At 65.2% G+C, this 21,718-nt stretch carries 24 protein-coding genes; 19 read left to right on the top strand and 5 right to left on the bottom strand.

Annotation, left to right across the window (positions count from 1 at the left end; translation table 11 throughout):
• Positions 1-32: 32 nt before the first annotated feature.
• The 10 genes from ACSFBF_RS27210 (at position 33) to ACSFBF_RS27165 (ending at position 8,480) form a co-directional block, all read left to right on the top strand.
• Positions 33-935 carry a LysR family transcriptional regulator gene (locus ACSFBF_RS27210; protein WP_435460626.1) on the top strand — a complete coding sequence of 301 codons (903 nt, stop codon included), beginning with the start codon at positions 33-35 and terminating at the stop codon, positions 933-935.
• A gap of 111 nt (positions 936-1,046) precedes the next feature.
• Positions 1,047-1,865, top strand: a complete 819-nt coding sequence (locus ACSFBF_RS27205; protein WP_435460625.1) for an SDR family NAD(P)-dependent oxidoreductase — start codon at positions 1,047-1,049, stop codon at positions 1,863-1,865.
• 11 nt (positions 1,866-1,876) lie between these two features.
• Complete coding sequence (locus tag ACSFBF_RS27200) at positions 1,877-2,557, top strand: dienelactone hydrolase family protein (protein WP_435460624.1); 681 nt, start codon at positions 1,877-1,879, stop codon at positions 2,555-2,557.
• A 2-nt stretch (positions 2,558-2,559) separates the two neighbouring features.
• Complete coding sequence (locus tag ACSFBF_RS27195; RefSeq protein WP_435460623.1) at positions 2,560-3,108, top strand: MarR family winged helix-turn-helix transcriptional regulator; 549 nt, start codon at positions 2,560-2,562, stop codon at positions 3,106-3,108.
• Positions 3,109-3,115: 7 nt separating this feature from the next.
• Complete coding sequence (locus ACSFBF_RS27190) at positions 3,116-4,000, top strand: TauD/TfdA dioxygenase family protein (protein WP_435460622.1); 885 nt, start codon at positions 3,116-3,118, stop codon at positions 3,998-4,000.
• A gap of 46 nt (positions 4,001-4,046) precedes the next feature.
• On the top strand, positions 4,047-5,036 hold the full coding sequence (locus tag ACSFBF_RS27185) for an ABC transporter substrate-binding protein (protein WP_435460621.1): 990 nt from the start codon (positions 4,047-4,049) through the stop codon (positions 5,034-5,036).
• A gap of 2 nt (positions 5,037-5,038) precedes the next feature.
• Positions 5,039-5,884 (top strand): ABC transporter permease, encoded by an 846-nt coding sequence (locus ACSFBF_RS27180; RefSeq protein WP_435460620.1) that lies wholly within the window; start codon positions 5,039-5,041, stop codon positions 5,882-5,884.
• On the top strand, positions 5,881-6,660 hold the full coding sequence (locus tag ACSFBF_RS27175; protein WP_435460619.1) for an ABC transporter permease: 780 nt from the start codon (positions 5,881-5,883) through the stop codon (positions 6,658-6,660). The genes ACSFBF_RS27180 and ACSFBF_RS27175 overlap by 4 nt, the downstream gene beginning before the upstream one ends.
• A 15-nt stretch (positions 6,661-6,675) precedes the next feature.
• Positions 6,676-7,494: an ABC transporter ATP-binding protein gene (locus ACSFBF_RS27170; protein ID WP_435460618.1), complete on the top strand. Its 819-nt coding sequence runs from the start codon at positions 6,676-6,678 to the stop codon at positions 7,492-7,494.
• On the top strand, positions 7,491-8,480 hold the full coding sequence (locus tag ACSFBF_RS27165) for a Bug family tripartite tricarboxylate transporter substrate binding protein (protein ID WP_435460617.1): 990 nt from the start codon (positions 7,491-7,493) through the stop codon (positions 8,478-8,480). The genes ACSFBF_RS27170 and ACSFBF_RS27165 overlap by 4 nt, the downstream gene beginning before the upstream one ends.
• Before the next feature lie 450 nt (positions 8,481-8,930).
• Here the strand turns inward: ACSFBF_RS27165 and ACSFBF_RS27160 are convergent, their stop codons facing one another.
• From ACSFBF_RS27160 to ACSFBF_RS27150, 3 genes are all read right to left on the bottom strand, one after another.
• Positions 8,931-9,269, bottom strand: a complete 339-nt coding sequence (locus tag ACSFBF_RS27160; protein WP_435460616.1) for a helix-turn-helix transcriptional regulator — start codon at positions 9,267-9,269, stop codon at positions 8,931-8,933.
• A 199-nt stretch (positions 9,270-9,468) separates the two neighbouring features.
• A complete protein-coding gene (locus tag ACSFBF_RS27155) occupies positions 9,469-9,909 on the bottom strand; it encodes a hypothetical protein (RefSeq protein WP_435460615.1) in 441 nt (146 codons plus the stop codon).
• A gap of 55 nt (positions 9,910-9,964) precedes the next feature.
• Entirely contained in the window at positions 9,965-11,206 is a 1,242-nt protein-coding gene (locus tag ACSFBF_RS27150) for a hypothetical protein (protein WP_435460614.1), read from the bottom strand.
• Between the two features lie 436 nt (positions 11,207-11,642).
• On the opposite strand from ACSFBF_RS27150, the gene ACSFBF_RS27145 reads away from it, so the two are divergent.
• Positions 11,643-12,230, top strand: a complete 588-nt coding sequence (locus tag ACSFBF_RS27145) for a hypothetical protein (RefSeq protein ID WP_435460613.1) — start codon at positions 11,643-11,645, stop codon at positions 12,228-12,230.
• Entirely contained in the window at positions 12,197-13,372 is a 1,176-nt protein-coding gene (locus ACSFBF_RS27140) for a helix-turn-helix domain-containing protein (protein WP_435460612.1), read from the top strand. The genes ACSFBF_RS27145 and ACSFBF_RS27140 overlap by 34 nt, the downstream gene beginning before the upstream one ends.
• 237 nt (positions 13,373-13,609) lie before the next feature.
• Here ACSFBF_RS27140 and ACSFBF_RS27135 read toward each other — a convergent pair whose 3' ends face one another.
• On the bottom strand, positions 13,610-14,422 hold the full coding sequence (locus ACSFBF_RS27135; protein ID WP_435460611.1) for an NYN domain-containing protein: 813 nt from the start codon (positions 14,420-14,422) through the stop codon (positions 13,610-13,612).
• Between the two features lie 535 nt (positions 14,423-14,957).
• Here ACSFBF_RS27135 and ACSFBF_RS27130 point away from each other — a divergent pair.
• From ACSFBF_RS27130 to ACSFBF_RS27110, 5 genes are all read left to right on the top strand, one after another.
• On the top strand, positions 14,958-15,785 hold the full coding sequence (locus ACSFBF_RS27130) for a DUF932 domain-containing protein (protein ID WP_435460610.1): 828 nt from the start codon (positions 14,958-14,960) through the stop codon (positions 15,783-15,785).
• Between the two features lie 76 nt (positions 15,786-15,861).
• Positions 15,862-17,916 carry a ParB/RepB/Spo0J family partition protein gene (locus ACSFBF_RS27125; protein ID WP_435460609.1) on the top strand — a complete coding sequence of 685 codons (2,055 nt, stop codon included), beginning with the start codon at positions 15,862-15,864 and terminating at the stop codon, positions 17,914-17,916.
• A gap of 286 nt (positions 17,917-18,202) precedes the next feature.
• On the top strand, positions 18,203-18,667 hold the full coding sequence (locus tag ACSFBF_RS27120; RefSeq protein WP_435460608.1) for a thioesterase family protein: 465 nt from the start codon (positions 18,203-18,205) through the stop codon (positions 18,665-18,667).
• 500 nt (positions 18,668-19,167) lie between these two features.
• Positions 19,168-19,476: a DUF736 domain-containing protein gene (locus tag ACSFBF_RS27115; protein WP_435460607.1), complete on the top strand. Its 309-nt coding sequence runs from the start codon at positions 19,168-19,170 to the stop codon at positions 19,474-19,476.
• 606 nt (positions 19,477-20,082) lie between these two features.
• The gene (locus ACSFBF_RS27110) at positions 20,083-20,424 is read left to right on the top strand and encodes a DUF2958 domain-containing protein (RefSeq protein ID WP_435472407.1); all 342 of its coding nucleotides are present in this window, start codon (positions 20,083-20,085) and stop codon (positions 20,422-20,424) included.
• Between the two features lie 30 nt (positions 20,425-20,454).
• Here ACSFBF_RS27110 and ACSFBF_RS27105 read toward each other — a convergent pair whose 3' ends face one another.
• Positions 20,455-20,745 carry a helix-turn-helix domain-containing protein gene (locus tag ACSFBF_RS27105; RefSeq protein ID WP_435460605.1) on the bottom strand — a complete coding sequence of 97 codons (291 nt, stop codon included), beginning with the start codon at positions 20,743-20,745 and terminating at the stop codon, positions 20,455-20,457.
• Positions 20,746-20,980: 235 nt separating this feature from the next.
• On the opposite strand from ACSFBF_RS27105, the gene ACSFBF_RS27100 reads away from it, so the two are divergent.
• Both ACSFBF_RS27100 and ACSFBF_RS27095 read left to right on the top strand, forming a co-directional pair.
• Entirely contained in the window at positions 20,981-21,322 is a 342-nt protein-coding gene (locus ACSFBF_RS27100) for a DUF2958 domain-containing protein (protein WP_435460604.1), read from the top strand.
• A gap of 107 nt (positions 21,323-21,429) precedes the next feature.
• Positions 21,430-21,681 (top strand): transcriptional regulator domain-containing protein, encoded by a 252-nt coding sequence (locus ACSFBF_RS27095; RefSeq protein ID WP_435472405.1) that lies wholly within the window; start codon positions 21,430-21,432, stop codon positions 21,679-21,681.
• Positions 21,682-21,718: the final 37 nt, after the last annotated feature.

Below are 21,718 nucleotides of genomic sequence, written 5' to 3'. Positions count from 1 at the left end.
CGCCGCTCCTTCACCACCGATGAGACGACGACGTGAACCTGCGAGAGATGGAAGTGTTCCGTGCCGTGATGCTGAGCGGCACCGTCAAGGGCGCGGGCGCGCTCATGCACATCTCGCAGCCGGCCGCGAGCAAGCTGCTGGCGCTGGCCGAGCGGCATGCCGGCTTGCGCCTCTTCGAACGCGTGCGCGGCCGGCTCGTGCCGACGCCGGAAGCGCATCAGCTCTATCCCGAGATCGAGGCGGTCTGGAAGAGCATGGAAAAGGCGCGCTCGGTGTCGCGCGAACTCGCGGCGCCGCGCGGCGGCAGCCTGCGCATCGCGAGCACGGCGCGCTTCTGCACCTTCCTGTTGCCGCAGGCCGCGACCGCGCTCTACGCGGCGTTTCCCGAGCTGACGATCCACGTCGACATGGTCATGCCGCATCTGGTGAGCGACGCGGTCGCGCGCGGCATGTGCGACATCGGCATCGAGATGCTGCCGACTGCGCATCCCGAGCTCGAGATCGTCCGCACGCTGCAGTGCGGGCTGGTGTGCGTGGTGCCCGAAGACCATCACCTCGCGCGCAAGAAGGTCGTCAAGGCTGACGACCTGCGCGGCGAGCGGCTGATCGCGATCTCGCAGGCGCCACCCTTCGGCCATCTGCTGGAGCAGGTGTACGGCGGTCAGCTGCAAGGCATGCGGGTCGACCTGGAGGTGACGTCCGGCACGGTCGCCTGCTGGTTCGCGCAGGCCGGTGCTGGCATCGCGCTGCTCGATGCGCCGACGGCCGCAGGCGGCGCCTTCAAGGGCCTGGTCGTGCGGCCGTACGCGCCGAGCCCGCGCATTCCGGTGCAGATTCTGCGCGGCAAGCACCGGTCGATGACGCCGGCGGCGCGCGAATTCTGCGATGGCTTCGAGCGGCTGTGGAAGCAGCACGTCGTGCCGAAGCGAAGCTGAAAGGCAGGCCGGCCGAAGGCCAGGAGGTTGGCCGCGACAGGAGTCATTGGTTCGACCTTCGGGTTTCCCCTTTGTTGACGAATCATTTAATGCGAAATCACAATTGGCACCATGAAAGCCAGTGAACTCTTCAACGTCGAAGGACGCATCGTCGCCATCACCGGCGGTGCCGGCGGTATCGGTCTCGCCTATGCCGAAGTCATGGCCGCCAACGGCGCCAAGGTCAACCTCATCGACGTCGACCGCGCGTCGCTCGAAGCTGCCGTGGAGCGCCTCAAGGCCGAGGGTGGCGACGTGCACGGCGAGGTCGCTGACGTGACGAAGCCCGACACCGTGCGCCAGGCTTTCGCTCACATCGTCGGGCGCCATGGCCGGCTCGACATTGTCTTCGCCAATGCCGGCATCAGCGGCGGCCCGGGCTTCCTCAACGGCGCCGGAGAGCGCAATCCGGCCGGCGCGATCGAGAACCTCTCGCTCGAAGTGTGGGAGCGCGTCATCGCGACCAACACGACCTCGGTCTTCCTGACATTGCAGACCGTCGTGCCGTACATGAAGAAGCAGGGCGGCGGCCGCATCATCGTCACGAGCTCGATCTCGGCGTCGAAGACCGAGACGCTGGTCAGCTCGATCTATGCGACCTCGAAGGCGGCTGTCGGCTACCTCGTGCGGCAGGCCGCGCACGAGCTCGCCAAGTACGACATCCTTGTCAATGCGATCTCGCCCGGCCCGGTCATCACCAACATCGGCGGCGGCCGGCTCAAGGATGCCGACGCGCGCAAGCCCTTCGAACGCGCCGCACCGCTCGGCCGCATCGCGACGACGCAAGACCTGCAAGGCGCGGCCTTGTATCTCGCATCGCCGGCGTCCAGCCTGGTGACGGGCGCGCAGATCCTGATCGACGGCGGCACCGCGCTCGGCCCGGCGGATTGAGGGAAGACCCCATGACCCAGCCCGGCTTCATCAAGATCACTTCGCCCGACGGCCATGCCTTCGACTGCTGGTCGTCGCCCGCCGAAGGCCACTCGCGCGGCGCGGTCGTTGTGCTGCAGGAGATCTTCGGCGTCAACCCGCACATCCAGTCGGTCTGCGCACGGCTCGCGAAGGAAGGCTACGACGCCTACGCGCCCGCGCTCTTCGACCGGTTGCAGCCCGGCTTCACCTCAGGCTACAGCAAGGAAGAGGTCGCGGAAGCGCTCAAGCTGCTGCCGCGCATCGACTGGAAAGCGATGGTCGTCGACACGCTCGCGACGGCCGACCTTGCACGCCGCACGCAAGGCTCGGTCGCGCTGATGGGCTTCTGCCTCGGCGCTTCGGTCGCTTGGATGGCTGCTCAGTCGCGGCCCGGCATCGCGGCGGTGGTCGGCTACTACGGTGGCCAGATCGTCGAGCATCTCGAGCGCCCCGCGCAGAGCCCGACCTTGCTGCACTACGGCGAGACCGACCACACGATCCCGATGGTCGGCGTCGAGCGCACCCGCGCCGAGCGCCCCGAGGTCGAGCTGCACGTGTACCCCGCGGGCCACGGCTTCAACTGCGATGCACGCGCTTCGTACGAGCCGGCATCCGCCCAGCTCGCCTGGGAACGTTCGTTGCGCTGGCTCGCGGCGCACAGGGCGGCCTGACGATGGCTGGCAAGAGGGCGACTTCATCCGGCTCGGTCAGCAAGGCCAGCACGGCCGGCACGCCGTGCGATCGGGCTGCGGATCCACTGGCCTCGTTGGCCGCACCGATCGCGCCGCTGGCCGAGGAATACATCGCCGTGCTGGTGATGAGCCTGGCCGGCCGCCTGAACCGCGGCGCGTCGAGCCACTACCAGAAACACTTCGAACTGAGCATGGCCGACTACCGGATCGTGCTGGCGCTCGGGCTCGCCAAGAACCTGAACATCAGCGCGGTCGCGAGTTCGGCCGACGTCGACAAGGCCGCCGCCAGCCGCAGCCTGCGTGCGCTGGAACAGCGCGGCATCGTCGAGCTCGAGCAGACCGCCACGCGCGGCCGCGCCGCCATCGTCCACCTCACCGAAACGGGCCGCGAGCTCGAGCGGCAGATCAGGAAATCGTCGCGCCAGCGGGAGCGGCGCTTCATCGCCGCGCTGTCGGAAGACGAGCGCCAACAGGCCGTCGCGCTGCTGAAGAAGCTCATCGCCGGCGTGCCGCACATGAACAAGGATTGAACCGACCGTGACTGCCATCTACGACAACCCCCTCAAGTTCAAGCGGATCGACGTCCGCCCGATGAACAGCACCATCGGCGCAGAGATCCACGGCGTCGACCTGACGCGCCCGCTCGATGACGAGACCTGGCAGGAGGTGCGGCAAGCCTTCGCCGACTACCTTGTCGTCTACTTCCCGAACCAGCCGCTGACGCATGACCAGCACCTGGCTTTCAGCGAGCGCTTCGGCCCGCTGATGGCGATGCCGCAGCTGCTGTCGGTCGAAGGCCACGAGCAGATCCACATCATCAAGCGCGATGCCGACGACAACAGCCGCGTGATCGGCGAGAGCTGGCATGCCGACAGCACCTACTTCGAGTCGCCGCCGGCCGCCGTGATCATGAAGTCGGTGACGGTGCCGGAGTTCGGCGGCGACACCGGCTTCCTCAGCATGTACGCCGCGTACGAGACGCTGTCGCCCAAGCTGCGCGAGATCCTGGACGGGCTCAACGTCGTGCACAGCGCGACGCGCATCTACGGCTCGGCCTACCACGCGCAGAAGAAGAAGTTCAGCTCGGTCAATGCGCGCACCGATCTCGACATCGAGGCCGGCGACCGCGAGCAGCTGCATCCGGCGGTGTGCACGCATCCGGTGTCGGGCCGGCGCTTCCTGTACCTGAACCAGGTCTACGTGCAGCGCTTCGAAGGCATGACCGAGGCCGAGAGCCTGCCGCTGCTGCGCTTCCTGTACGAGCACTGCGCCCGCTTCGAGAACACCTGCCGCGTGCGCTGGCAGAAGGACCAGGTGCTGATCTGGGATAACCGCTGCGCGATGCACAAGGCCATCCCGGACTACATCGGCCGCGCCCGCTTCATGACGCGCACGACCATCGTCGGCGAACCGCCGCGCTGAACCCCATTCACCGATCCAGCCAGCCAGCAACCAACGAGGAGACATCATGAAAGCCAGCATCTTCCGCAGAACCTTCACCAGCGCGGCCGCCCTTGCCGTCGCAGCCGTCCTGACCGGCACCAGCCTGCTGTCGGCCGGCCCCGCGATGGCGCAGGCCGCGCCCGCGCTCACCACCGTCAACGCCGGCTTCGTGCCGGTGACCGACGTGGCCGCGCTCTACCTCGGCGAGGAGGTCGGCATATGGAAGAAGCACGGCCTGCAGTTGAAGGCCAACATTGCCTCGACCGGCGCCGTGCCGGCCGTGATGAGCGGCGAATACCACTTCGGCTTCACCGCGCTGGTCAACGTGCTGCAGGCGCGCGACAAGGGCCTGCCGCTCAAGATCATCTCGGCCGGGTCGAGCTCGACCGGCGTCAAGGGCGCGGACGTGACGATGATCCACGCCGGCCCGGCCAGCAGCATCAAGTCGGCCAAGGACCTCGAAGGCAAGACCGTCAGCGTGAACGCGCTCAACGGCCTGCTGCAGATGATGGGCAAGGCGGCCGTCAAGTCCGACGGCGGCGATCCGGCCAAGGTGCGCTTCATCGAGCTCGGCTTCGCCGAAGCGCTGGCCGCGCTGCAGGCCGGCAAGATCGACGCGATGGTCGGCGCCGAGCCCTTCGGAACGGCCGCCATCGCCGCGGGCTTTCCGCCGATCGCGTCGCCGTACCAGGCGATGTCGACCAAGAGCATGCTGACCTCGTCGTACTTCACGAGCGAGCCGCAGCTGAAGGCCAACCCTGAGCTGTTCAAGAAGATCCGCACCGCCATCAACGAATCGCTGGAATACGCGCAGGGCCATCCGGACGAAGTGCGGAAGCAGCTGCCCAAGTTCACCAAGCTCGGCCCCGACGTCGCGGCCAAGCTGATCCTGCCGAAGTACCTGGTCGACATCCCGCGCGAGTCGGTCGACATGTTCTCCAAGTCGGGCAACGAGTTCGGCATGCTGACCAAGCCGGCCGTGTACGACGTCGTCGTCTGGACCGAAGGCAAGTGATCGTGGCCGCGAGCAACGGACTGGTGGGCAGGGCGGTGCGCACGACCCCGGCCACCCGCACCTTCGACGCGTCCGCCATCGCAAGATGGCTGGGCAGGATGGTCGGCATCCTGCTGCTCGCGGCCCTCTGGGAAGCCGCGCCGCGCGCCGGCTGGGTCAACCGCGACTTCTTCCCGCCGCTGTCGGTCGTGCTCGGGCGCCTGTCGGTGCTCGTCACCACCGGGGAGTTCTGGGGATTCGTCGCCTGCACGGTGCGCACCTGCGTGCTGGGCCTCGCGATCGCGACGGTGGCCGGCGTGCTCGTCGGCCTGGCCGTCGGGCTCACGCCCGGCGCGCGCAAGTACACGCACTCGACCATCGAGTTCCTGCGGCCGATTCCGTCGGTCGCGCTGATTCCCGGCGTGATCCTGCTCTTCGGTTCGCGCTACCACTCGGGCGTGGTGCTCATCACTTATGCCGCTTTCTGGCAGGTGCTGCTGCAGATGCTCTATGGACTGAACGACATCGACAGCGTCGCGCGCGACACCGCACGCACCTTCCGCTTCAGCCGCTTCGGCTATGTGCGGCATGTGGCGTGGCCGACCTTGCTGCCCTATCTGTTCACCGGCGTGCGGCTCGCGGCGGCGATAGCGCTGGTGCTGGCCGTGACGGCCGAGATGGTGATCGGCAGCCAGGGCGTCGGCCGCGGCATCGTGGTGGCCCAGGCCTCCAACGCGACGCCAGAGGCCTACGCCTACGTGCTCGTGGCCGGGCTGATGGGCGTGGCGATCAACATGGCCGCGCGCCTGCTCGAACGCCGGCTTCTCAAATGGCATCCGAGCGTTCGCAATGCCGGAGGTACACGTTGATTCCGTCCTTCGCCCGCAAGCTGGTGGTCGAGTTGGCGCTGCCGCTGATCCTGTTCGGCCTGCTCTATGCGCTGAGCGCCGACTCGACCAACTTCTACTTCCCGTCGCTCGCGGCGGTGCTCGACAAGTTCAACGGCCTGTGGCTCGGCCCGCGCTTCTTCACCGACGTGATACCGAGCTTCCAGCGCCTGATGGCCGGCTACGTGCTCGCGACGATTCTCGGCACCGCCATCGGCATCGTCATCGGCAGCCATGCCGGCGTGCGCCGCGCGGCCGAGCCGGTGCTGGAGTTCTTCCGCGCCGTGCCGCCGGTGGCGCTGATCCCGCTGCTGATCGTGAGCATGGGTTTCGGCGACGCGATGAAGATCACGGTCATCGTGGCCGGCGCGGTCTGGCCGATCCTGCTGAACACGGTCGAAGGCGTGAAGGCCGTCGACTCCGTGCTCGACGACACCTGCCGCACCTACCAGATCAAGGGCTTCGCGCGCCTCTGGCACTTCATCCTGCCGGCCGCGTCGCCGCAGATCATCGTCGGCATGCGGCTGGGCCTGTCGATCGGCATCGTGCTGATGGTGATCAGCGAGATGTTCGCCGCGCTCGACGGGCTGGGCTCGGCCATCATCTATTTCCAGCGCAGCTACGAGATCCCGCAGATGTGGAGCGGCGTGCTGATGCTCGGCCTCTTCGGCTTCGCGCTGTCGATGGTCTTCAGGCTGTTCGAGCATCACGTGCTCGGCTGGTACTACGGAATGCGCGATCTCGAAAGAAAGAGCTGAACCATGAGCGCTGTCATGAACAACGAACAATCTTCCACCCAGCCGGTGGTGTCGGTCCAGCATCTGCAAAAGGTTTACGAGTCGAAGGAACGGCGTGTCGAGGCCATCGGCGACCTGAGCTTCGACGTGCGGCACGGCGACTTCACCTGCATTGTCGGCCCTTCAGGAGCCGGCAAAACGACCCTGCTCAAGTGCCTGTCGGGCCTGCTGGCGCCCACGCGCGGCATCATCCACGTGAACCGGCACGACGTGACGTCGCCGCCCGAGGAGATGGCGATCGTGTTCCAGGAATACGGCCGCAGCTTGTTCCCGTGGAAGACCGTGCGCGAGAACGTCGAGCTGCCCTTGCGTGAGCGCAAGGTGCCCAAGGACAAGCGCAAGAACATGGTCGATGCGGCGCTCGAAGCCGTGGCGCTGGCCGGCGTCGGCGACTCGTATTCGTGGCAGCTCTCGGGTGGCATGCAGCAGCGCGTGGCCATCGCGCGCGCCGTCGCGTACCAACCCAAGGTGATGGTGCTCGACGAGCCGTTCGCCGCGGTCGATGCGCAGACGCGCGCCGACCTCGAAGACCTGATGCTGCGCCTCTGGAGCGAGCTCGACCTGACCGTGATCTTCGTCACGCACGACATCGACGAGGCCGTGTACTTGGGCCAGCGCGTGCTCGTGTTGTCGTCGTCGCCCACAAGAGTGCTCGACGACGTGCCAGTCGACATCCCGGGCCCGCGCACACAAGCTTTGACGCGCGTCGAGCCTTTGTTCGCTGAACTGCGAACGCGCGTCTACAGGGGCATCCAGGCCGCGAAGGCCGCCAAGACTGTGGCGGTGCAGCCATGAAGCGGCGGACGCTGCTCGAGATGATGGGCGTCGTGGCGTTGTCGATGTCGAGCGCCGCCAGCGCGTGGGCGCAGACAGCCGTCTTCCCCAAGCCCGGCAAAGTGGTCCGCATCATCGTCGGCTTCGCGCCCGGCGGCCCGACCGACACGCAGGCGCGCGTGCTGGCGCTCGAGATGTCGAAGTCGCTCGGCACCTCGGTCATCGTCGAAAACAAGCCGGGCGCGAGCGGCGGCATCGGCGCCATGGAAGTGGCACGCGCCGAGCCCGACGGCCATACGTTGATGTACATCTCCGACGGTGTCGTCACGCAGAACCCGCACACGCTGAAGTCGGTGCAGTACGACACCTTCAAGGACTTCACGCCCATCGCGCAGACCACCGCCGGCGGCGTGGTCCTGGTGATGGCGCCGACGCTACCGGTGTCGAACGTCAAGGAACTGATCGCCTACGGCAAGGCGCACCCGGGCACGCTGGCCTATGCCTCGTTCGGCACCGGTACCGTCTCGCACATCTACGGCGAAGTGCTGCGGCAGACCACGGGCATGGACCTTGTCCACGTCCCGTACAAGGGCAGCGCCGACGCGCTGAAGGACCTGCTCACCGGCCGCGTGCAGCTGATGTTCGACTCGCCCTCGACCGCGGCGCAGTACGCCAAGGACGGCCGCCTCAAGATCCTCGGCAGCGCCGGCGAGAAGCGGCGCGCGCTGATGCCCGACATCCCCACCTTGCTCGAGCTCGGCCTGCCGGGCTTCGAGATCCGCGGCTGGAATGGGCTCTTCGGACCAGCGAAGCTGAGCGACGCCGTGCTGCGACCGCTGTACGCCGGTGTCGCGACGGCGATCCGCACCAAGGCCTTCCAGGACACCTTGCTAACGATGGCCTTTGACCCAGTCAACGAGACGCCGGCGCAGTTCGCCAATGTCGTGAAGCGCGATCACGACCGTTGGGGCGTCTATGTGCGACAGGCGAAGATCGCGCGCGAGTAGACCTCTCCCCGATCCGGCAGCCTGTGGACGGCTTCTCCGTACACGTTGCCTGAAAATCGGCGGTATCGGACGTCATCGGGACCCTCATGAAAGTCAATGTGCGGGCATGTCCATGTTTGGATGGCGCCGGCAACGCGAGCGTCGGCGACGGGCTATGTCTGCACCACCCTGGACCAGTCGTCGATTTCGAGATCCTCGTCGCACCTGAATGACCGCAACCGGCATTGCAGCGTGAGTTCCCCGAGCGGTCGGGAAGGACGGCAAACGTGCTGCAGTGCTGACGTTCAGGCTGTCGAGATGAAGGCCTGCTTTGGGTCGGCAGCACCAATTCCCTGCGAGGAGGAGCAGTCGCCGGGAGGGGCCTGTCCGCTGGTGTGAAGGATGCGCTGTCCTAACCGCTTGCCAAGAGCAGGTTCGCGCCGTCCGGGCGGCTCGGTTCGGCTTATCGAATCAAGTCGTGCGCCCGTTCATGCGCTCCGCGATCCACGATTGCACGGTGCTCTCCGGCCATGCCGCAGTGCGCTGTCCAGCTTTCACCGAGCGCGGAAAGATGCCCCTGCGCATTTGTTCGTAGATGGCTGACCTGCGCAGGCCGGTGAGGCGCTCGACTTCAGGCAGTCTCAGAAGCCTGTCGGGGGCGCGCCTGATTGTCTGCGCCAGCGGCATCGTTGAGTCGGAGCAAAGGAGCGTGAGCGCCTCCTGCAGCAGACGAGCCGCCTGCATGGCTCGTTGAGCGGTAGGGTCTGCGGCGACAAACGCGCTCGATTCATGGTTGGTTTGGGCTCGCATGGGTATTGCCTTTCGGTTCTTCCGCAGCGCATCCAATGCTGTTGCGGGACGTCCATAGGTTGCCGGGGATGTCTGCTGAGACCAACTCGCTGTAGCAATGCGAAGCGTACTGGAGCGGGACGTGCGAATCGGAAAGGGCGTTCAGCACATGCCGAACCTTCGTGCACTCTGAACCAAAGTGGGTGTGGGCCGATACCCTTCAATTTCCTCCCTTCTTTCTTTGCAGCAGAAACGCCTTGCGTTCGGCTCGTGCTTCGGCGGCTTGCTTCAGTTCAGTGTAGGACTTTGCGTCGATAACCGCTCCGCTGGGATTCTTCGCAGTCGGGTTCAAGACCACGGCGAAGTAGCCGGGCGGCGATTTTTGCCCAGCCTCGCGATAAATCTGAACCTGCATGCCGCTGTGCATGTACTCTTCGACGACCTGATCATGGTCCGAGGGTTCCGAGTGTGGAATCTGTGCCTTCACATGACGCGCTCCATCTACCGCGGCGATCGGATAGACGTTCAACTCCAGAACCTGGGCATTCAACCCCACCTGAATTGCCGATCGCAGTGCGGCCTTGGTGGCCTCCGCGCCCTGGCCCGCGAGCGGGTTCATCTCGATGAGAACGTGCGCAAGGATTCGGCGGTTTTCGGCCATGTCGGGTTCCGATCGTTTCTGCGAAGGTTGATGAAGATGTGGTCTGGGTCGCGCCTCATTCCGGCCACCAAAGCGGCCGCGTTGGTTGCGCCGCTTCGGCACGCAACGCGTCGGCCAGTTCATGCACGGAGTCCTTGAGACCGCTTCGCACGAGTGCGACCCATGTACGCAATGCGTCATCCTCGGGTTGATCGCCGGCGATCCCCTCCTCCAGGCGCGACAGGACGTCCAGGACACCGTGATAGGTCGTCAGGGATTGGCCGACCTCCACGGCGCGAGGCAGCTGATTCGCCCGCGCCTCCCGGCGCTGCGCATGCGCCTGCGCTGCGGCCTTCGCGATGTTGTGTGCCCGGGCTGCTTCCTGCTCTTGCTTTCGTCGGATAGCGGCTTCCTCGGCCAGCAGCTTGGACCTGAGTGCTTCGGCTTCCGGGAATGCGATCAGAGCGCGCGTGATCTCCGGGAGTTGCTGCTCCAGTTGTTCGCGGCTGCCTGTCCACTGGCGGGCGATGACGTGCCAGTCTCTCTCCAACTTCAGCTTGTAGCCATCGAGGGCCCTGTACTCATCTCGATGAAAGAGGAAATCCTGACGCTTGGGTTGAGCAATCTTCTCCACCTGTTCGGAGAAGTTCAGCCTGATGGCGCCGCCCGCGCGCCGGATCTCAACCGTGTTCGATGCGTCTCCCCGGCCAGTGACAACCTGGCAGCCTCCGGCAAGCAGTCCCCGGATGAGCGCTTCGTGGAAACGGAGAATCCAGTCGATGTGGGTCAGCGTTGCGGTGATGCGCAGGCAGCCGCTGCCGGAGGTGTACCGGCCCGAGGTCATTCTGTGGCTCGACATGGCGCCGAAAAAGGGCTTGCGCAGTCGTCTGGCTTCTTCCGCCTCCACCGCCAACTTCGCCTCATCGCGCTCGATGGACTGGAAGAAGCGGGCGGTCTTCGCCACCAGTGGGGGGCAGTGGTCGAGTGAGGGCGGTACATCGATGGGCTGCAGCACAACGGCATCCCTGGCCCGGGAAAGCGCTTGCTGGACCTGCTGGATCCTCGTGGCGTCGGAAGAGCGGGCCGCCGTGGTGTCTTTCTCCGGCAAGTGGACTTCGTGATCGACGTCGGAAGGCGGCAGCGGGGTCTGCACGCAGATCTTGCCGACCGCGAGACGGGTCCAATAGCCGACGGGTGGAACAGGGATGTTGTATCGGCGGCAGAGCTTGGAGAGTCCGACATCGGACAGGCCGAGATTCGGCCCCAAATGGCGAAGCGGTGTTTGCCAGACCAACGCGTACAGTTCGGATCGCTTCACGTACATCTCCACGGTCAAGTAAAAAGAAGGCTCAGGTCAAGCGCGGCTTGGGTATCTCGAAGAGCTATGCGGCGTGTTCCGCAACAACCTTCATGATTCCTCTTCCAAAAAAGCATCCTCTGGGCTCGAATAAGAAACTGCGCGCCGCCACTGCCGAAAATCTGGGAGGAGGCGGACATCGAGTCCAGGCTCCGCTACAGTTTTTCGGCCGCACAGCCCGCTACCGATTCAAACTTCGAGGGATTGGGTTTTCAAGTCAGCCTCTATGCAAATACTAAGATATTTGCGTTTCCTCTTCCCGGCTGCGCACCGTGCGACATCTGAGAGCACCGTCAACTCGTGGCCAGAATCCGTCGGTTCTAGCACTGCGCATGCTCCCCCGGTATCGAGTCTGCCGGGCGTGGATACTCCAGCTACGTACTGGCCGGCATCTCTCATGCACCTCGCCCTCCCATACGATAAGCCGGGAGCCGAGTACGTCACGATCGGTGAAATCTCAGACGCAACCATCGGAGGGTTCGCCGGGTACAAGAAGGTCAACGCCGCGCTTGTTCCTCTTTCCATGCTGACGGAAGTCTTGCAATCCACCGCGCCCACGGGGCACGAGGTCCAATCGCACGGCCCTTTGCCAATCGTGGGCGATGAAGGGCCGGCACATCGCAGTGGATTCTGGATCGAGGGAATTGAACGCGAGACCCAATTTGAGCCCTTGGTCAACAACTGGCACGGTAGTGACACAGAGGTCGTCGTTCCCGACAACAGCCTGCTGATGGTGTTCGGACTCGTGCCTCGGCAGACCGGAGAGTCGGAGTTGTCGTGGGATGACCCTCACGGCCCCGTGTACGACGTGGTGCGTGTGTCGGCGGTATGGGACCATCAACGACCGAAGGAGGCGCGCCCGGGCGCTTTCGTCGAGGTCCAGCGTGACTATTTGCTCGAGTATTGCCGCATCAAGCAGGCCGCCGTCGTCGCCTTTTACTATGAACAACGATGGTCCACGGTGACGCGTCGTTCGACCGCGTGATGGCGCACCGGGATGGCGAAGACTTTCATCTACCGGGCCGACTGCTCAATCTCCAAGTTCATCGTGATGACGTGGATGGTCGTGGCCACCAATTCGCGCAGGTCTGGGGTCGTAGAGTCGTCTTGGCTCGAGGTGAGCGCCGCGTGATCGCAGTCGATAAGCCCGCACTGATCTGGCCCGACTACACCGGATCGATGACGATGCAGCGTGCGGGCCGTGAGCATCTGATGGCTTACCTGAGTGATCAGGTCTTGCGCGACTACGAGGGCCGGCCGGAGTTTCAAGTTCATCCACCATCCGGCGGCGTTTCATACCGAGGCCAATGGTCAGTAAGCTACTGCCATCGCGTAGGACGAAGCCATATTGCGGTCGAGATTGCAAAGCTCTATGAAGGCAGTCCACCTGCCGTCATTGAGCACTGGCACCGATTTGCAGTTCCGCAGGCGATGGCTTACGCCGATCGGGACAGCAGTGGCGGGAGGAACATAGCGCTTCGCGCGCAGGAGCTCGTGGAAGCACATCTCGCGATGACACGCACGTTAACGCAACTGGCCGAGCGCCTCGGTCTCAGCTTCCTCCAATCCGAGATCGGTGGCTACGACAGCGCAGACGTCGAGCATCGCGGATGGTGGCGCATCGAGGGGCTCTCGTCGCTTGCCAACGTGGTGCCATTGAGCATCACGCTCGACGTCTTCCTCGATCGCGCAGTCGACCTGGTGATTCTGTGGGAGTCCGTTCAGCAACCGCCGCTGCGAAACATGGTCCTCAAGATGGGCGTCGACAGAAAGCAACTGGCAGAACTCAAGAGTATGAAGTTGCTCGGCGCCTTGTGCCAGCTAGCGACTCTCTGCAAGGGCGCGGGCCACCGATGGCCCGAAGATTCCATGCACATCGTCGCTGAGTGGGACAAGGACGTACGCATTCCGGCACTACGGCGGTTGTTCGCGGTGAATCAACTTCGGCAGAAGGCTGCGCATCGGACAGGAGCTGGTTTTTCCGCGTCGCTTGCGACTGATCTGGATGCGTTTGGCATCCAGGCTGCAGCGCACGTTGCCGGCTGGGGAGCGGCCGTGGACCGTCTCTACGACGGTTTGATCGAGGACTTCAACATCATCTCGGCCTTGCTAACTCCGGGCGAGTGATCACTGTCGCCTGCCGTCGCGATGGTCATTGCTGACAGGGAACGACCCATCGGATGTTGGGCCGGTCTCATTCTGGTCATCAAAGCGGATTCTTCAGCAGGCCACTTCGGCGTGCAACGCATTCTGCAAGCTCATGCACGGGGTCGTTGATACTGCTTCGAAGGAAGGGTGACCCACGTGTGATGTGTCCTTGCCGGACTTTTCGCTGGAGCTACCCGCCAGGCAGCAACGCACATTTCATGCGCGCGGTCCGTCGGCTTCTGCTGCACCCTCGGCCTTGGGCAGCAGGCTTACCGACCAGTGGCCGCCTTCCTCCTGCTGTGGTGTCAGTAGGTCGTAGGTCTTGACCATGTTCAGCAGTCCCGAGTGGCCGTAGGTCTGGGGTGAGAAGGCAGGGTCGGTGCGCTTGAGGTACTGGCCCAAGACCCCCAGGCCCACCTTGCCTTCGGACGTGTCGCTGGCCAGCAGCGCCACGGCTTCGACCAGGAAGCGTGGCCGGCGCTTCGGCGCCGGCCTGGGTGGTTCCAGCTTCGGCGGCTCGGCCTTGACCAGTTCCGCTTTCGCGGTGGTCTTCGGTGCAGCCTCGATGGCTGCTTCCGCTGGCGGCTCGGGACGCGCCCATTCGAAGAATTGGTCGCTGGCGTTGCGCAGCGCGTCGGGGGTCTTGGGCTCGCCGACGATGCAGACCGTGGCGCCGCGCTCGCGTAGCTTGCGGCACAGGTAGGCGAAGTCGGAGTCGCTGGTGACCAGGCAGAAGGTGTCGGCCCGTTGGTCGAAGAGCGCTTCCAGCGCGTCCAGCGCCAGAGCGATGTCGGCGGTGTTCTTGCCGGCGGCGTACTGGTACTGCAGACAGGGGGTGAAGGCCAAGCGCACCAAAGCGTCCTGCCATTTGTTGGCCAGCGTGCTCTGGTTGCCGTAGCCGCGGCGCAGAACGACGCGGCCAAATTGCGCCACCATGCGCAGCGCATGTTCGAGGATGTCGGGCGGCACGTTGTCGCAGTCGACCAGGACGGCCACGCGTGTCTCTGTTGTCGTTAAGGCGGTGCTCATCCGGAGTTCTGTCTTTTTGGGTTGAACGGTCCCTCACAGTAGCCGATTCCGGGCGTCTCCGGCCAAGCGGACATGGCCGGCCGCGTGCGCATCGAGCCGCCCTTGGCGTCTCGCCCCATCCGGGCCTCCATCGTTCCCTCGCTCCGCTCGGCTGACGCCTACGACCCGGCTCTTTGATCCGGGCCTGCGCGCTTCGCTTGCGTGGGGTCGGCGAAGAAGGCGGCAGTTGCCTGTCCAGCCATCTTTCCTTCTCTCATCACCTTGTCCGCGACCGTAGCCCGCACCCGGGCACCGTCAAGGCGCGCCAGGCCGTGTCCTCGCCTGTGGCTGCGGGCCGCACCACCCCTGGCGCTTCTTCCTTGACGGCGCCCGGGCGCGCGCTCCTGTTGGCCGCGGGCGATGAACTCAGGAAAGACGGTGGCAACGAGGCCAACCGGGTTCTTCGTGCCGACCCCACCGGAAGACCCGAAGAGGGCTCCGAATCTAGGAATCCGGTGGGGGTTGTTCAACAGCCAACCTTGTCAGGAGAAAGACCATGCAACTTGCATCCCGTTTCGCCAACCACTCGCCGGCGCTGCGCTCGGAACATCCCTTGTCGGATGAGCAGATACGGACCGTGGCCCCGTCCATCTTCGCGCAGGCTCCGCACGGCAGCCGCTCGGAGCGCTACAGCTACATCCCCACGGCCACCGTGCTGCGGGAGCTGAGAGGGGAAGGCTTCCAGCCTTTCATGGTGTGCCAGACCCGCGTGCGGCAGGAGGGGCGGCGCGACTTCACCAAGCACTTGATCCGGCTGCGCCATGCGAGCCAGATCAACGGCCGCGAGGCCAACGAAATCATCCTGCTGAACTCCCATGACGGGACCAGCAGCTACCAGATGCTGGCGGGTATGTTCCGCTTCGTCTGCCAGAACGGGCTGGTGTGCGGCGACACCGTGGCGGACGTGCGCGTACCCCACAAGGGCGATGTGGCGGGCCACGTCATCGAAGGCGCCTATGAAGTCTTGAGCGGCTTCGACCGGGCGCAGGAGTCGCGCGAAGTCATGCAGACGGTCACGCTGGACGCCGGAGAGTCGGAGGTGTTCGCCCGCGCCGCGCTGACCCTCAAGTACGACGACCCGGACAGGCCCGCACCCGTCACGGAAACCCAAATCCTGATGTCGCGCCGCACGGACGACGCCCGCAGCGACCTGTGGAGCGTGTTCAACCGCACGCAGGAAAACCTCATCAAGGGCGGCCTGCGCGCCCGCGCCGCCAACGGTCGCCGCCAGAGCACGCGACCCGTGCAGGGTATCGACCAGAACCTCCGGCTGAACCGCGCCCTGTGGTTGCTGGCCGATGGCATGCGCCAGCTCAAGGCCTGAGCCCCAAGTCCGGAGGGCGCGCAGTCCCTCCATCCATTCCCCATTTTCTTCATCTTGTCCCGATAGGAGCTACACCATGAACACCGCTACCTTTCAAGAAACCAATGCCATCGACGCAGCCGCCTCCATCGCTGCGGGCGCTGCCACCGTCGCGGCTTCGCAGGAACTTCTGCTGATCCCGCTGTCCAAGCTGCGGCCTTCGAGTCGCAACGTGCGCAAGAGCGGCGGCACCTCGATTCGCGAACTGGCCGCGAGCATCGCGCGCGTGGGACTGCTGCAAAACCTCACCGTGGTGGCCGCGTCCGACGGCGAGCACTACGACGTGGTGGCCGGGCGGCGGCGTCTGGCCGCGTTGAAGCTGCTGGTCAAGCGCCGCAAGCTGGCAAAGGACCATGAGGTGCATTGCCTGCTGGTGCAGGACGATGCGGCCCGCACCGTCAGCCTGACGGAAAACGTGCAGCGCGAGGCCATGTCGCCCATCGAGGAACTGTTCGCCTGGAAAGACCTCGTGGCCGAAGGCCGACCCGTGGACGACATTGCCGCCGATTTCGGCGTGACGCCCTTGGTGGTACAGCGGCGCCTGAAGCTCGCCAACGTCTCGCCGCGCCTGTTGGCAGACTTCGAAACGCAGGTCGTGACGCTGGAGCAGTTGATGGCGCTGGCCATCACCGACGACCATGCGGCGCAGGAAGTAGCGTTCTACGAATCGCCGCAATGGCAGCGCAGCCCGGAGGCGCTGCGCGAACACCTGACGAGTGACGAGATCGACGCAGGCCGCGATGCGGTGGCGCGCTTCGTCGGGCTGGAGGTCTACGAGCAGGCGGGCGGCGGTGTGCGCCGCGACCTGTTCGCGGACGAGCAGAACGGCATCTTCCTGACCGATGGTGCGCTACTGGAAGCGCTGGCGCGGGACAAGCTCGCGCCGGTGGCCGAGCAGGTGCGGGCCGAGGGCTGGGCATGGGTGGATGCCGCGCCGCGCGCCACGTCCTCCGACCTGTATCAGTTCCAGCGGGCGCGCAGCACGCGCCGTGAACCCGGCAAGGCCGAGGCCAAGCGCATCGCCAAGCTGGAAGACCAGCAGGCGAAGCTGCAGGACCGGCTGGACGACGAGAACGAGGACACGACCGATGAGCAGGCGCAGGCGCTGCAGGCGGAGATGGACGACCTCGGCAACGAACTGGAAGCCATCGAACGCAGGCTGGTCGAATACCCTCCCGCTGTGGTGGCGCTGGCCGGGGCCGTGGTGTCGGTCGATCACATGGGCGGCGTGGTCGTGTATCGTGGTTTGCTGCGCGAGGAGCAGGCCAAGGCGTTGCGGGAACAGGCGCGGCAGGAGGAGGGCGGGGAGGGCTGCAGCCCGGACGCCGGCGCCGACGAGCGCGCCAAGCCCGGTATTTCGGAGAAGCTGGCGAAGCGCTTGAGCGCGCACCGCACGGCGGCCTTGCAGGCCGAGGTGGCGCGGCACCCGCAGGTCGCGCTGGTGGCATTGGTGCATCGCCTCGCGCTGCGCGTGATCGTGGACAGCTATGGCTCGGGCGGCTCGCCTGTCGATATCAGCGCCACGCCGCAGGATGGGCTCGGGCTGCATGCGCCGGACATGGGCGAGGCAGCGGCGGCAGTGGGCATGCGCAAGGTTCGGAAGGCGTGGGCCGACCGCCTGCCCCAAGACCCGGATGCGTTGTTCGCCGAAATGCTGGCCTTCCCGCAGCAGGAACTGCTGTCGCTGCTGGCAGTGTGCGTAGCCTCGACGGTCAGCGTGCTGGCCTCGCATGAAGAGGAAGTACCCGCCGCTGCACTGGCGCGGGCGGTGAACCTCGACATGCACGACTGGTGGACGCCGACCGCTGCGGGCTATTTCGAGCATGTTTCGAAAGCCAAGGCACTGCAAGCGGTGCAGGCGTTCGCGCCCGATCAGGTGAACCGGCTGGGCAAGCTCAAGAAGGCCGAGATCGCGAGCGAGGCCGAGCGGCTGGCGGCGGGGACGGGGTGGCTGCCTGTGATGTTCAGGGGCGAGGCAGAGCCGAGCCCTGAAACGCCAAGATCGTCGGGGACCGTAGCAGCGGAAGAGGCAGGGGTGGGCGAACTCACGGCCGAGGTCGAGGACCGCAAGGAACTCGCGGCAGCCGCATAGGCATGAGGCCCCGGTGAAGCCGGGGCCTTGGGTTGCGAGCCAAAAAACGCGCGCGGCAGGTGTGCCGCGCGCGTTATTGTTTGCGACGAGGAGAGGGCGATGGACGCGCAGTGGTGGCGCATGTGTCTCAAGCAATCGGGATCGGCTACGCCGTGGTACGCCCCGGTATGCCGCGTTCGGTTGGCAGCGCCAGCACATCGCGTGAGCATCGTGAGAGCTCCGATCCAGATGCGTACGCATCTCTCTCGGGTTCGGAGAGCTCGACGATTTCACCTCTCACATCCTCATGAATCAACAAGGCGTCAGCGAAATCTGCTTCGAAGAAACCTACGCGGTGCCGAAGGAGCAGACAGCGCGATCACTGTTTGCGAGACTGCCGCATGGCAGTGACTACGCGCAGACGCTGATCGAATGCCTGGCGACCGGGTACCTGGTCGCGGTTGTCGAATCCATCTGCATCCGCGAGATGCAGCTGCATGTCGACTCGATGGTGGAGGTGGTCGTGGGCCGCACCGTGCATATCGAGCATCGCGACCCCGTTCCACCGACGACACGCTTGCGCCTGCGGGGATGGGTCGAGGGCCTGGGTGAACGCAGTGCGACGTTCCATGTCCAGGCCCATGACGATCACGAACGCGTGTTCGACGGGACCGTCACGCTGGTGGCGGCGCATCGGGCCAGCATCGAATCGCGTATCGCAACGAAGGTCGATGCGCTTGAGACGGCCCGCGGCGCCGGGCAGCGGGTCTGACGGTCGGGAACGACGGGTCATCCAGCGTCACGGATCAGTCCCTCGCCGCGGATGTCTGACTTTCTTCTGTGCCGCCTATGCCAATCACGTCTGCGGCCTCGATGCAGTGGGGCGTTCCGGCGGCGCTTTCCTGGCCAGCCGGCTTGGACCTGGACTGCGTCCGGGTCCATGCCGGAAAGCCGTTGCTGCGGGATCAGTGCCTGGGCCACGTGTCCTTTCGGGATCAGGTTCACGCCCACGGCCTTGTATTTGTCGTGAATCCTGGCGCGGGCACGGCGGCGCTTCTCTTCGTTGCGCTTCGCCTCGGGCTTCATCGCCGCAACCGTCCGGCCCGACAAATTTCCCCGACCTGCGGTCTTCCTCGCGAGGCAAATTTCTCGGGCCTTACGGTCCTCCACTCGCGTTGCGGCCTTCGGTGCGACGCGCCCGGACCCGCGCCGACCGGATCACGCCAAGACCGCGATGGGCGCGGACCTGGTCAACTTCGAAAGGACTTCATCATGGCCAACATCGGCACTTTTGCCGCACAGAACAACGGCTTCATCGGCACGGTTCGCACCCTGACGCTCAACGTCAAGGTCAAGATCGCGCCCAGCGACAAGGAAAGCGAGAACGCCCCGGACTACCGCATCGTGGCGGGCACCGGCTACGAGATCGGTGCGGCATGGAAGAAGGTCAGCAAGGCGGACCGGCCCTACCTGTCGGTGACGCTGGACGACCCGTCGTTCCCGGCGACCATCTATGCCCGCCTGGTCGAGGGCGACGATGGCGCGCACAACCTGATCTGGTCGCGCAGCAAGGGCGACTGATCGTCGCCCGGCGCCCCGCCGGCTGGCGGGGCGCTTTACCCTTGGATTCCATCAATGGCCCGCGCTCTGTCGCGGGCCGTTTCATATCTGCGTGCGCGCACTGAGTGGCGGAAGTACGGATTGGCGTCAATCCGTACTTCCTGATTTCCTGATGCGTGGGTAATCGCAGTTCGGCTTTTTCGGTTCTACGGATGTACGGATGTACGGGTAGCCGTGGATGTGCACAGGTGGTTCTGCGAATTCGCGGGTTTGTGCAAAGACGGGTCGCAGGTTGTGCGAATCGGCGTGCATACGGTTCGGCGTCGAAGAAATGCGTGCGTCTCCCGGCGGTGCCGGGCCGGGCTGTCGTGCGGCGCATCGAGCCGCCGGTGGCGTCTCGCCCCTTCGGGCTTCCATCCCTGACGCCTGCGCGCTTCGCTTGCCTCAGGGCGGGGGAGGGGCTTGCTGTTCCCTTCATCGTTGCACGAGGTTCTCGCCATCAAGGTCTGCGCGCACGTTGTGCGTGCGCTTGCGGCCGGAGGCCGTCTGCGAACCCTGACGGCTGCGCTGCGTCGTGCGGCTTCGGTCTCGGGCAATCCCGCCCTGCATCCTCTTCAAGGAGAGACCATGACGAACCTTCTGACCGACCACCAACGCGTACAGTTGCTGGCCAACGGGCGGCAATCCATCGAGAACCCCAACTTCGACCCGCTGCCCGTGGTCAAGCTGTTCACGCCCAATGCGGGCGCGACCTGGTTGCTCACCGAACTCGATTCGGAAGAAATCGCGTTCGGACTCTGCGATCTTGGGCAAGGCTTTCCCGAACTCGGCTATGTGAGCCTGGCGGAGCTGGAAGGCTTGCGCGGGAGATGGGGCCTGCCGATCGAGCGCGATCTCCATTTCGTCGCCGACAAGCCGCTGAGCGGTTACGCGCGCGAAGCACGGCTGGCAGGGCGCATCGTGGCGTAGCGACGAAGGCGCGGCCAACCGGCCGCGCTTTCACTCTGTTTGCGCGTCTTGGATTTCGGCCAACTCGCGCCGTACACGCTCGAAGAGCTTGTCTCTGGCCTTGTCGTTGCCGCCGTAAGCGAGCGTCAGCAACGTGAGTGGATGCACGTCCATGACCTCGCACAGCTCGCTCACCTTGCTGAGGGTCGGGCTCTTCAGGCCGCGCTCGAGCGAACTCAAGTACGTGCGACTCGACACATCGGAAAACGCTTCCTGACTCAAGCCACGGGCTTTCCGGACAGCCTTGAGAGCTGCGGGGAAAGAGTGTGTGGTGGAGGTCATTCGATCGTTCGTCGGGGAACGGCGATGACACCCTATCGACCTCTATAGAGCTACAATCTATAGTGTTCAAAAGCGCATTCTTATCAAGGCGTTGGCTTTGCGTCGGCGCAGAAGGCGTTGCCGAACGAGATCCCGCGGTTGGACATCGTGCAAGCTTTGAGTCGCATGAAGTCGCCAATTTGACTTACAAGTCCTCGTCCGTCGCACTAGCATTCCAAGGTCTCTTCTCGAAGCCATGGCATTCCTCACTGAACAGCAGCGTGACCAGATGCTGGCCAACGGCGTGGCGCGCGCCAGTGGGCAGGTCGTCGACCTCTATCCCGTCGTCAAGCTGTACACGCTGGACGCCCCTGCCTGCTGGCTGCTCACTGAACTCGACGCCGACGGCGATCGCGCCTATGGGCTGACCGATGCCGGCACGGGCTTTCCCGAACTCGGCCACGTGAGCCTGACCGCGCTCGAGGGCGTGCGCGGTCCCCAGGGGCTGCGCATCGTGGCCGATCCGCACTTCAGGGCGCGCCAGCCGCTGTCCGGCTATGTGGCCGAAGCGCAGCGCGACGGATCGATCAACGACTGATCCTCATTGGCGGGCGTACGGAATCGTCGCCGCGCGCGCGAGAGCGCATCGCCGCAAAAGCCAGCCATGCCGGCCGTGCCTATGGCAGCCTTCGCGCAAGCAAAGGAGTGAGTTCTGCCATGACCGACCGCAAGGCCGAAGGCCTGCCGAGCGCGCCCTGGGGCGCGTCGGCGGCCTACCTCTACACGCTCGATCTCGACGGCCCCGCACTCGCGTGGGAGTACCTGCGCCGCCATCCGCCGTACCAGGCGGACTGGGCGCGGCGCGCCGCATCGCTCGACCGGTGGGGGTTGCGACAGCGCCGAAGACCCCCGTCTCGATGCGCGCGAAGCGCGGCCATTCTGGATCTCGGCGACTGACGAGTTGCTGCACGTGCGTGCCTTGCGCGCGCATGGT

The sequence above is a fragment of the Variovorax nivicola genome, assembly GCF_051216475.1.
Taxonomy (GTDB): Bacteria; Pseudomonadota; Gammaproteobacteria; order Burkholderiales; family Burkholderiaceae_C; genus Variovorax.
The sequence above is the reverse complement of the archived record's forward strand: the minus strand, read 5'-3'. Positions and strand labels throughout refer to the sequence as shown.

Excerpts from the sequence above, each read along its gene's own strand:
- ACSFBF_RS27100 (WP_435460604.1), top strand. The coding sequence starts at position 20,981 with ATGGCATTCCTCACTGAACAGCAGCGTGACCAGATGCTGGCCAACGGC.
- ACSFBF_RS27130 (WP_435460610.1), top strand. The coding sequence starts at position 14,958 with ATGCAACTTGCATCCCGTTTCGCCAACCACTCGCCGGCGCTGCGCTCG.
- ACSFBF_RS27155 (WP_435460615.1), bottom strand. The coding sequence starts at position 9,909 with ATGGCCGAAAACCGCCGAATCCTTGCGCACGTTCTCATCGAGATGAAC.
- ACSFBF_RS27165 (WP_435460617.1), top strand. The coding sequence starts at position 7,491 with ATGAAGCGGCGGACGCTGCTCGAGATGATGGGCGTCGTGGCGTTGTCG.
- ACSFBF_RS27195 (WP_435460623.1), top strand. The coding sequence starts at position 2,560 with ATGGCTGGCAAGAGGGCGACTTCATCCGGCTCGGTCAGCAAGGCCAGC.
- ACSFBF_RS27125 (WP_435460609.1), top strand. The coding sequence starts at position 15,862 with ATGAACACCGCTACCTTTCAAGAAACCAATGCCATCGACGCAGCCGCC.
- ACSFBF_RS27205 (WP_435460625.1), top strand. The coding sequence starts at position 1,047 with ATGAAAGCCAGTGAACTCTTCAACGTCGAAGGACGCATCGTCGCCATC.
- ACSFBF_RS27115 (WP_435460607.1), top strand. The coding sequence starts at position 19,168 with ATGGCCAACATCGGCACTTTTGCCGCACAGAACAACGGCTTCATCGGC.
- ACSFBF_RS27160 (WP_435460616.1), bottom strand. The coding sequence starts at position 9,269 with ATGCGAGCCCAAACCAACCATGAATCGAGCGCGTTTGTCGCCGCAGAC.
- ACSFBF_RS27140 (WP_435460612.1), top strand. The coding sequence starts at position 12,197 with ATGGTCCACGGTGACGCGTCGTTCGACCGCGTGATGGCGCACCGGGAT.
- ACSFBF_RS27185 (WP_435460621.1), top strand. The coding sequence starts at position 4,047 with ATGAAAGCCAGCATCTTCCGCAGAACCTTCACCAGCGCGGCCGCCCTT.
- ACSFBF_RS27120 (WP_435460608.1), top strand. The coding sequence starts at position 18,203 with ATGAATCAACAAGGCGTCAGCGAAATCTGCTTCGAAGAAACCTACGCG.
- ACSFBF_RS27105 (WP_435460605.1), bottom strand. The coding sequence starts at position 20,745 with ATGACCTCCACCACACACTCTTTCCCCGCAGCTCTCAAGGCTGTCCGG.
- ACSFBF_RS27145 (WP_435460613.1), top strand. The coding sequence starts at position 11,643 with ATGCACCTCGCCCTCCCATACGATAAGCCGGGAGCCGAGTACGTCACG.
- ACSFBF_RS27135 (WP_435460611.1), bottom strand. The coding sequence starts at position 14,422 with ATGAGCACCGCCTTAACGACAACAGAGACACGCGTGGCCGTCCTGGTC.
- ACSFBF_RS27110 (WP_435472407.1), top strand. The coding sequence starts at position 20,083 with ATGACGAACCTTCTGACCGACCACCAACGCGTACAGTTGCTGGCCAAC.
- ACSFBF_RS27170 (WP_435460618.1), top strand. The coding sequence starts at position 6,676 with ATGAACAACGAACAATCTTCCACCCAGCCGGTGGTGTCGGTCCAGCAT.
- ACSFBF_RS27200 (WP_435460624.1), top strand. The coding sequence starts at position 1,877 with ATGACCCAGCCCGGCTTCATCAAGATCACTTCGCCCGACGGCCATGCC.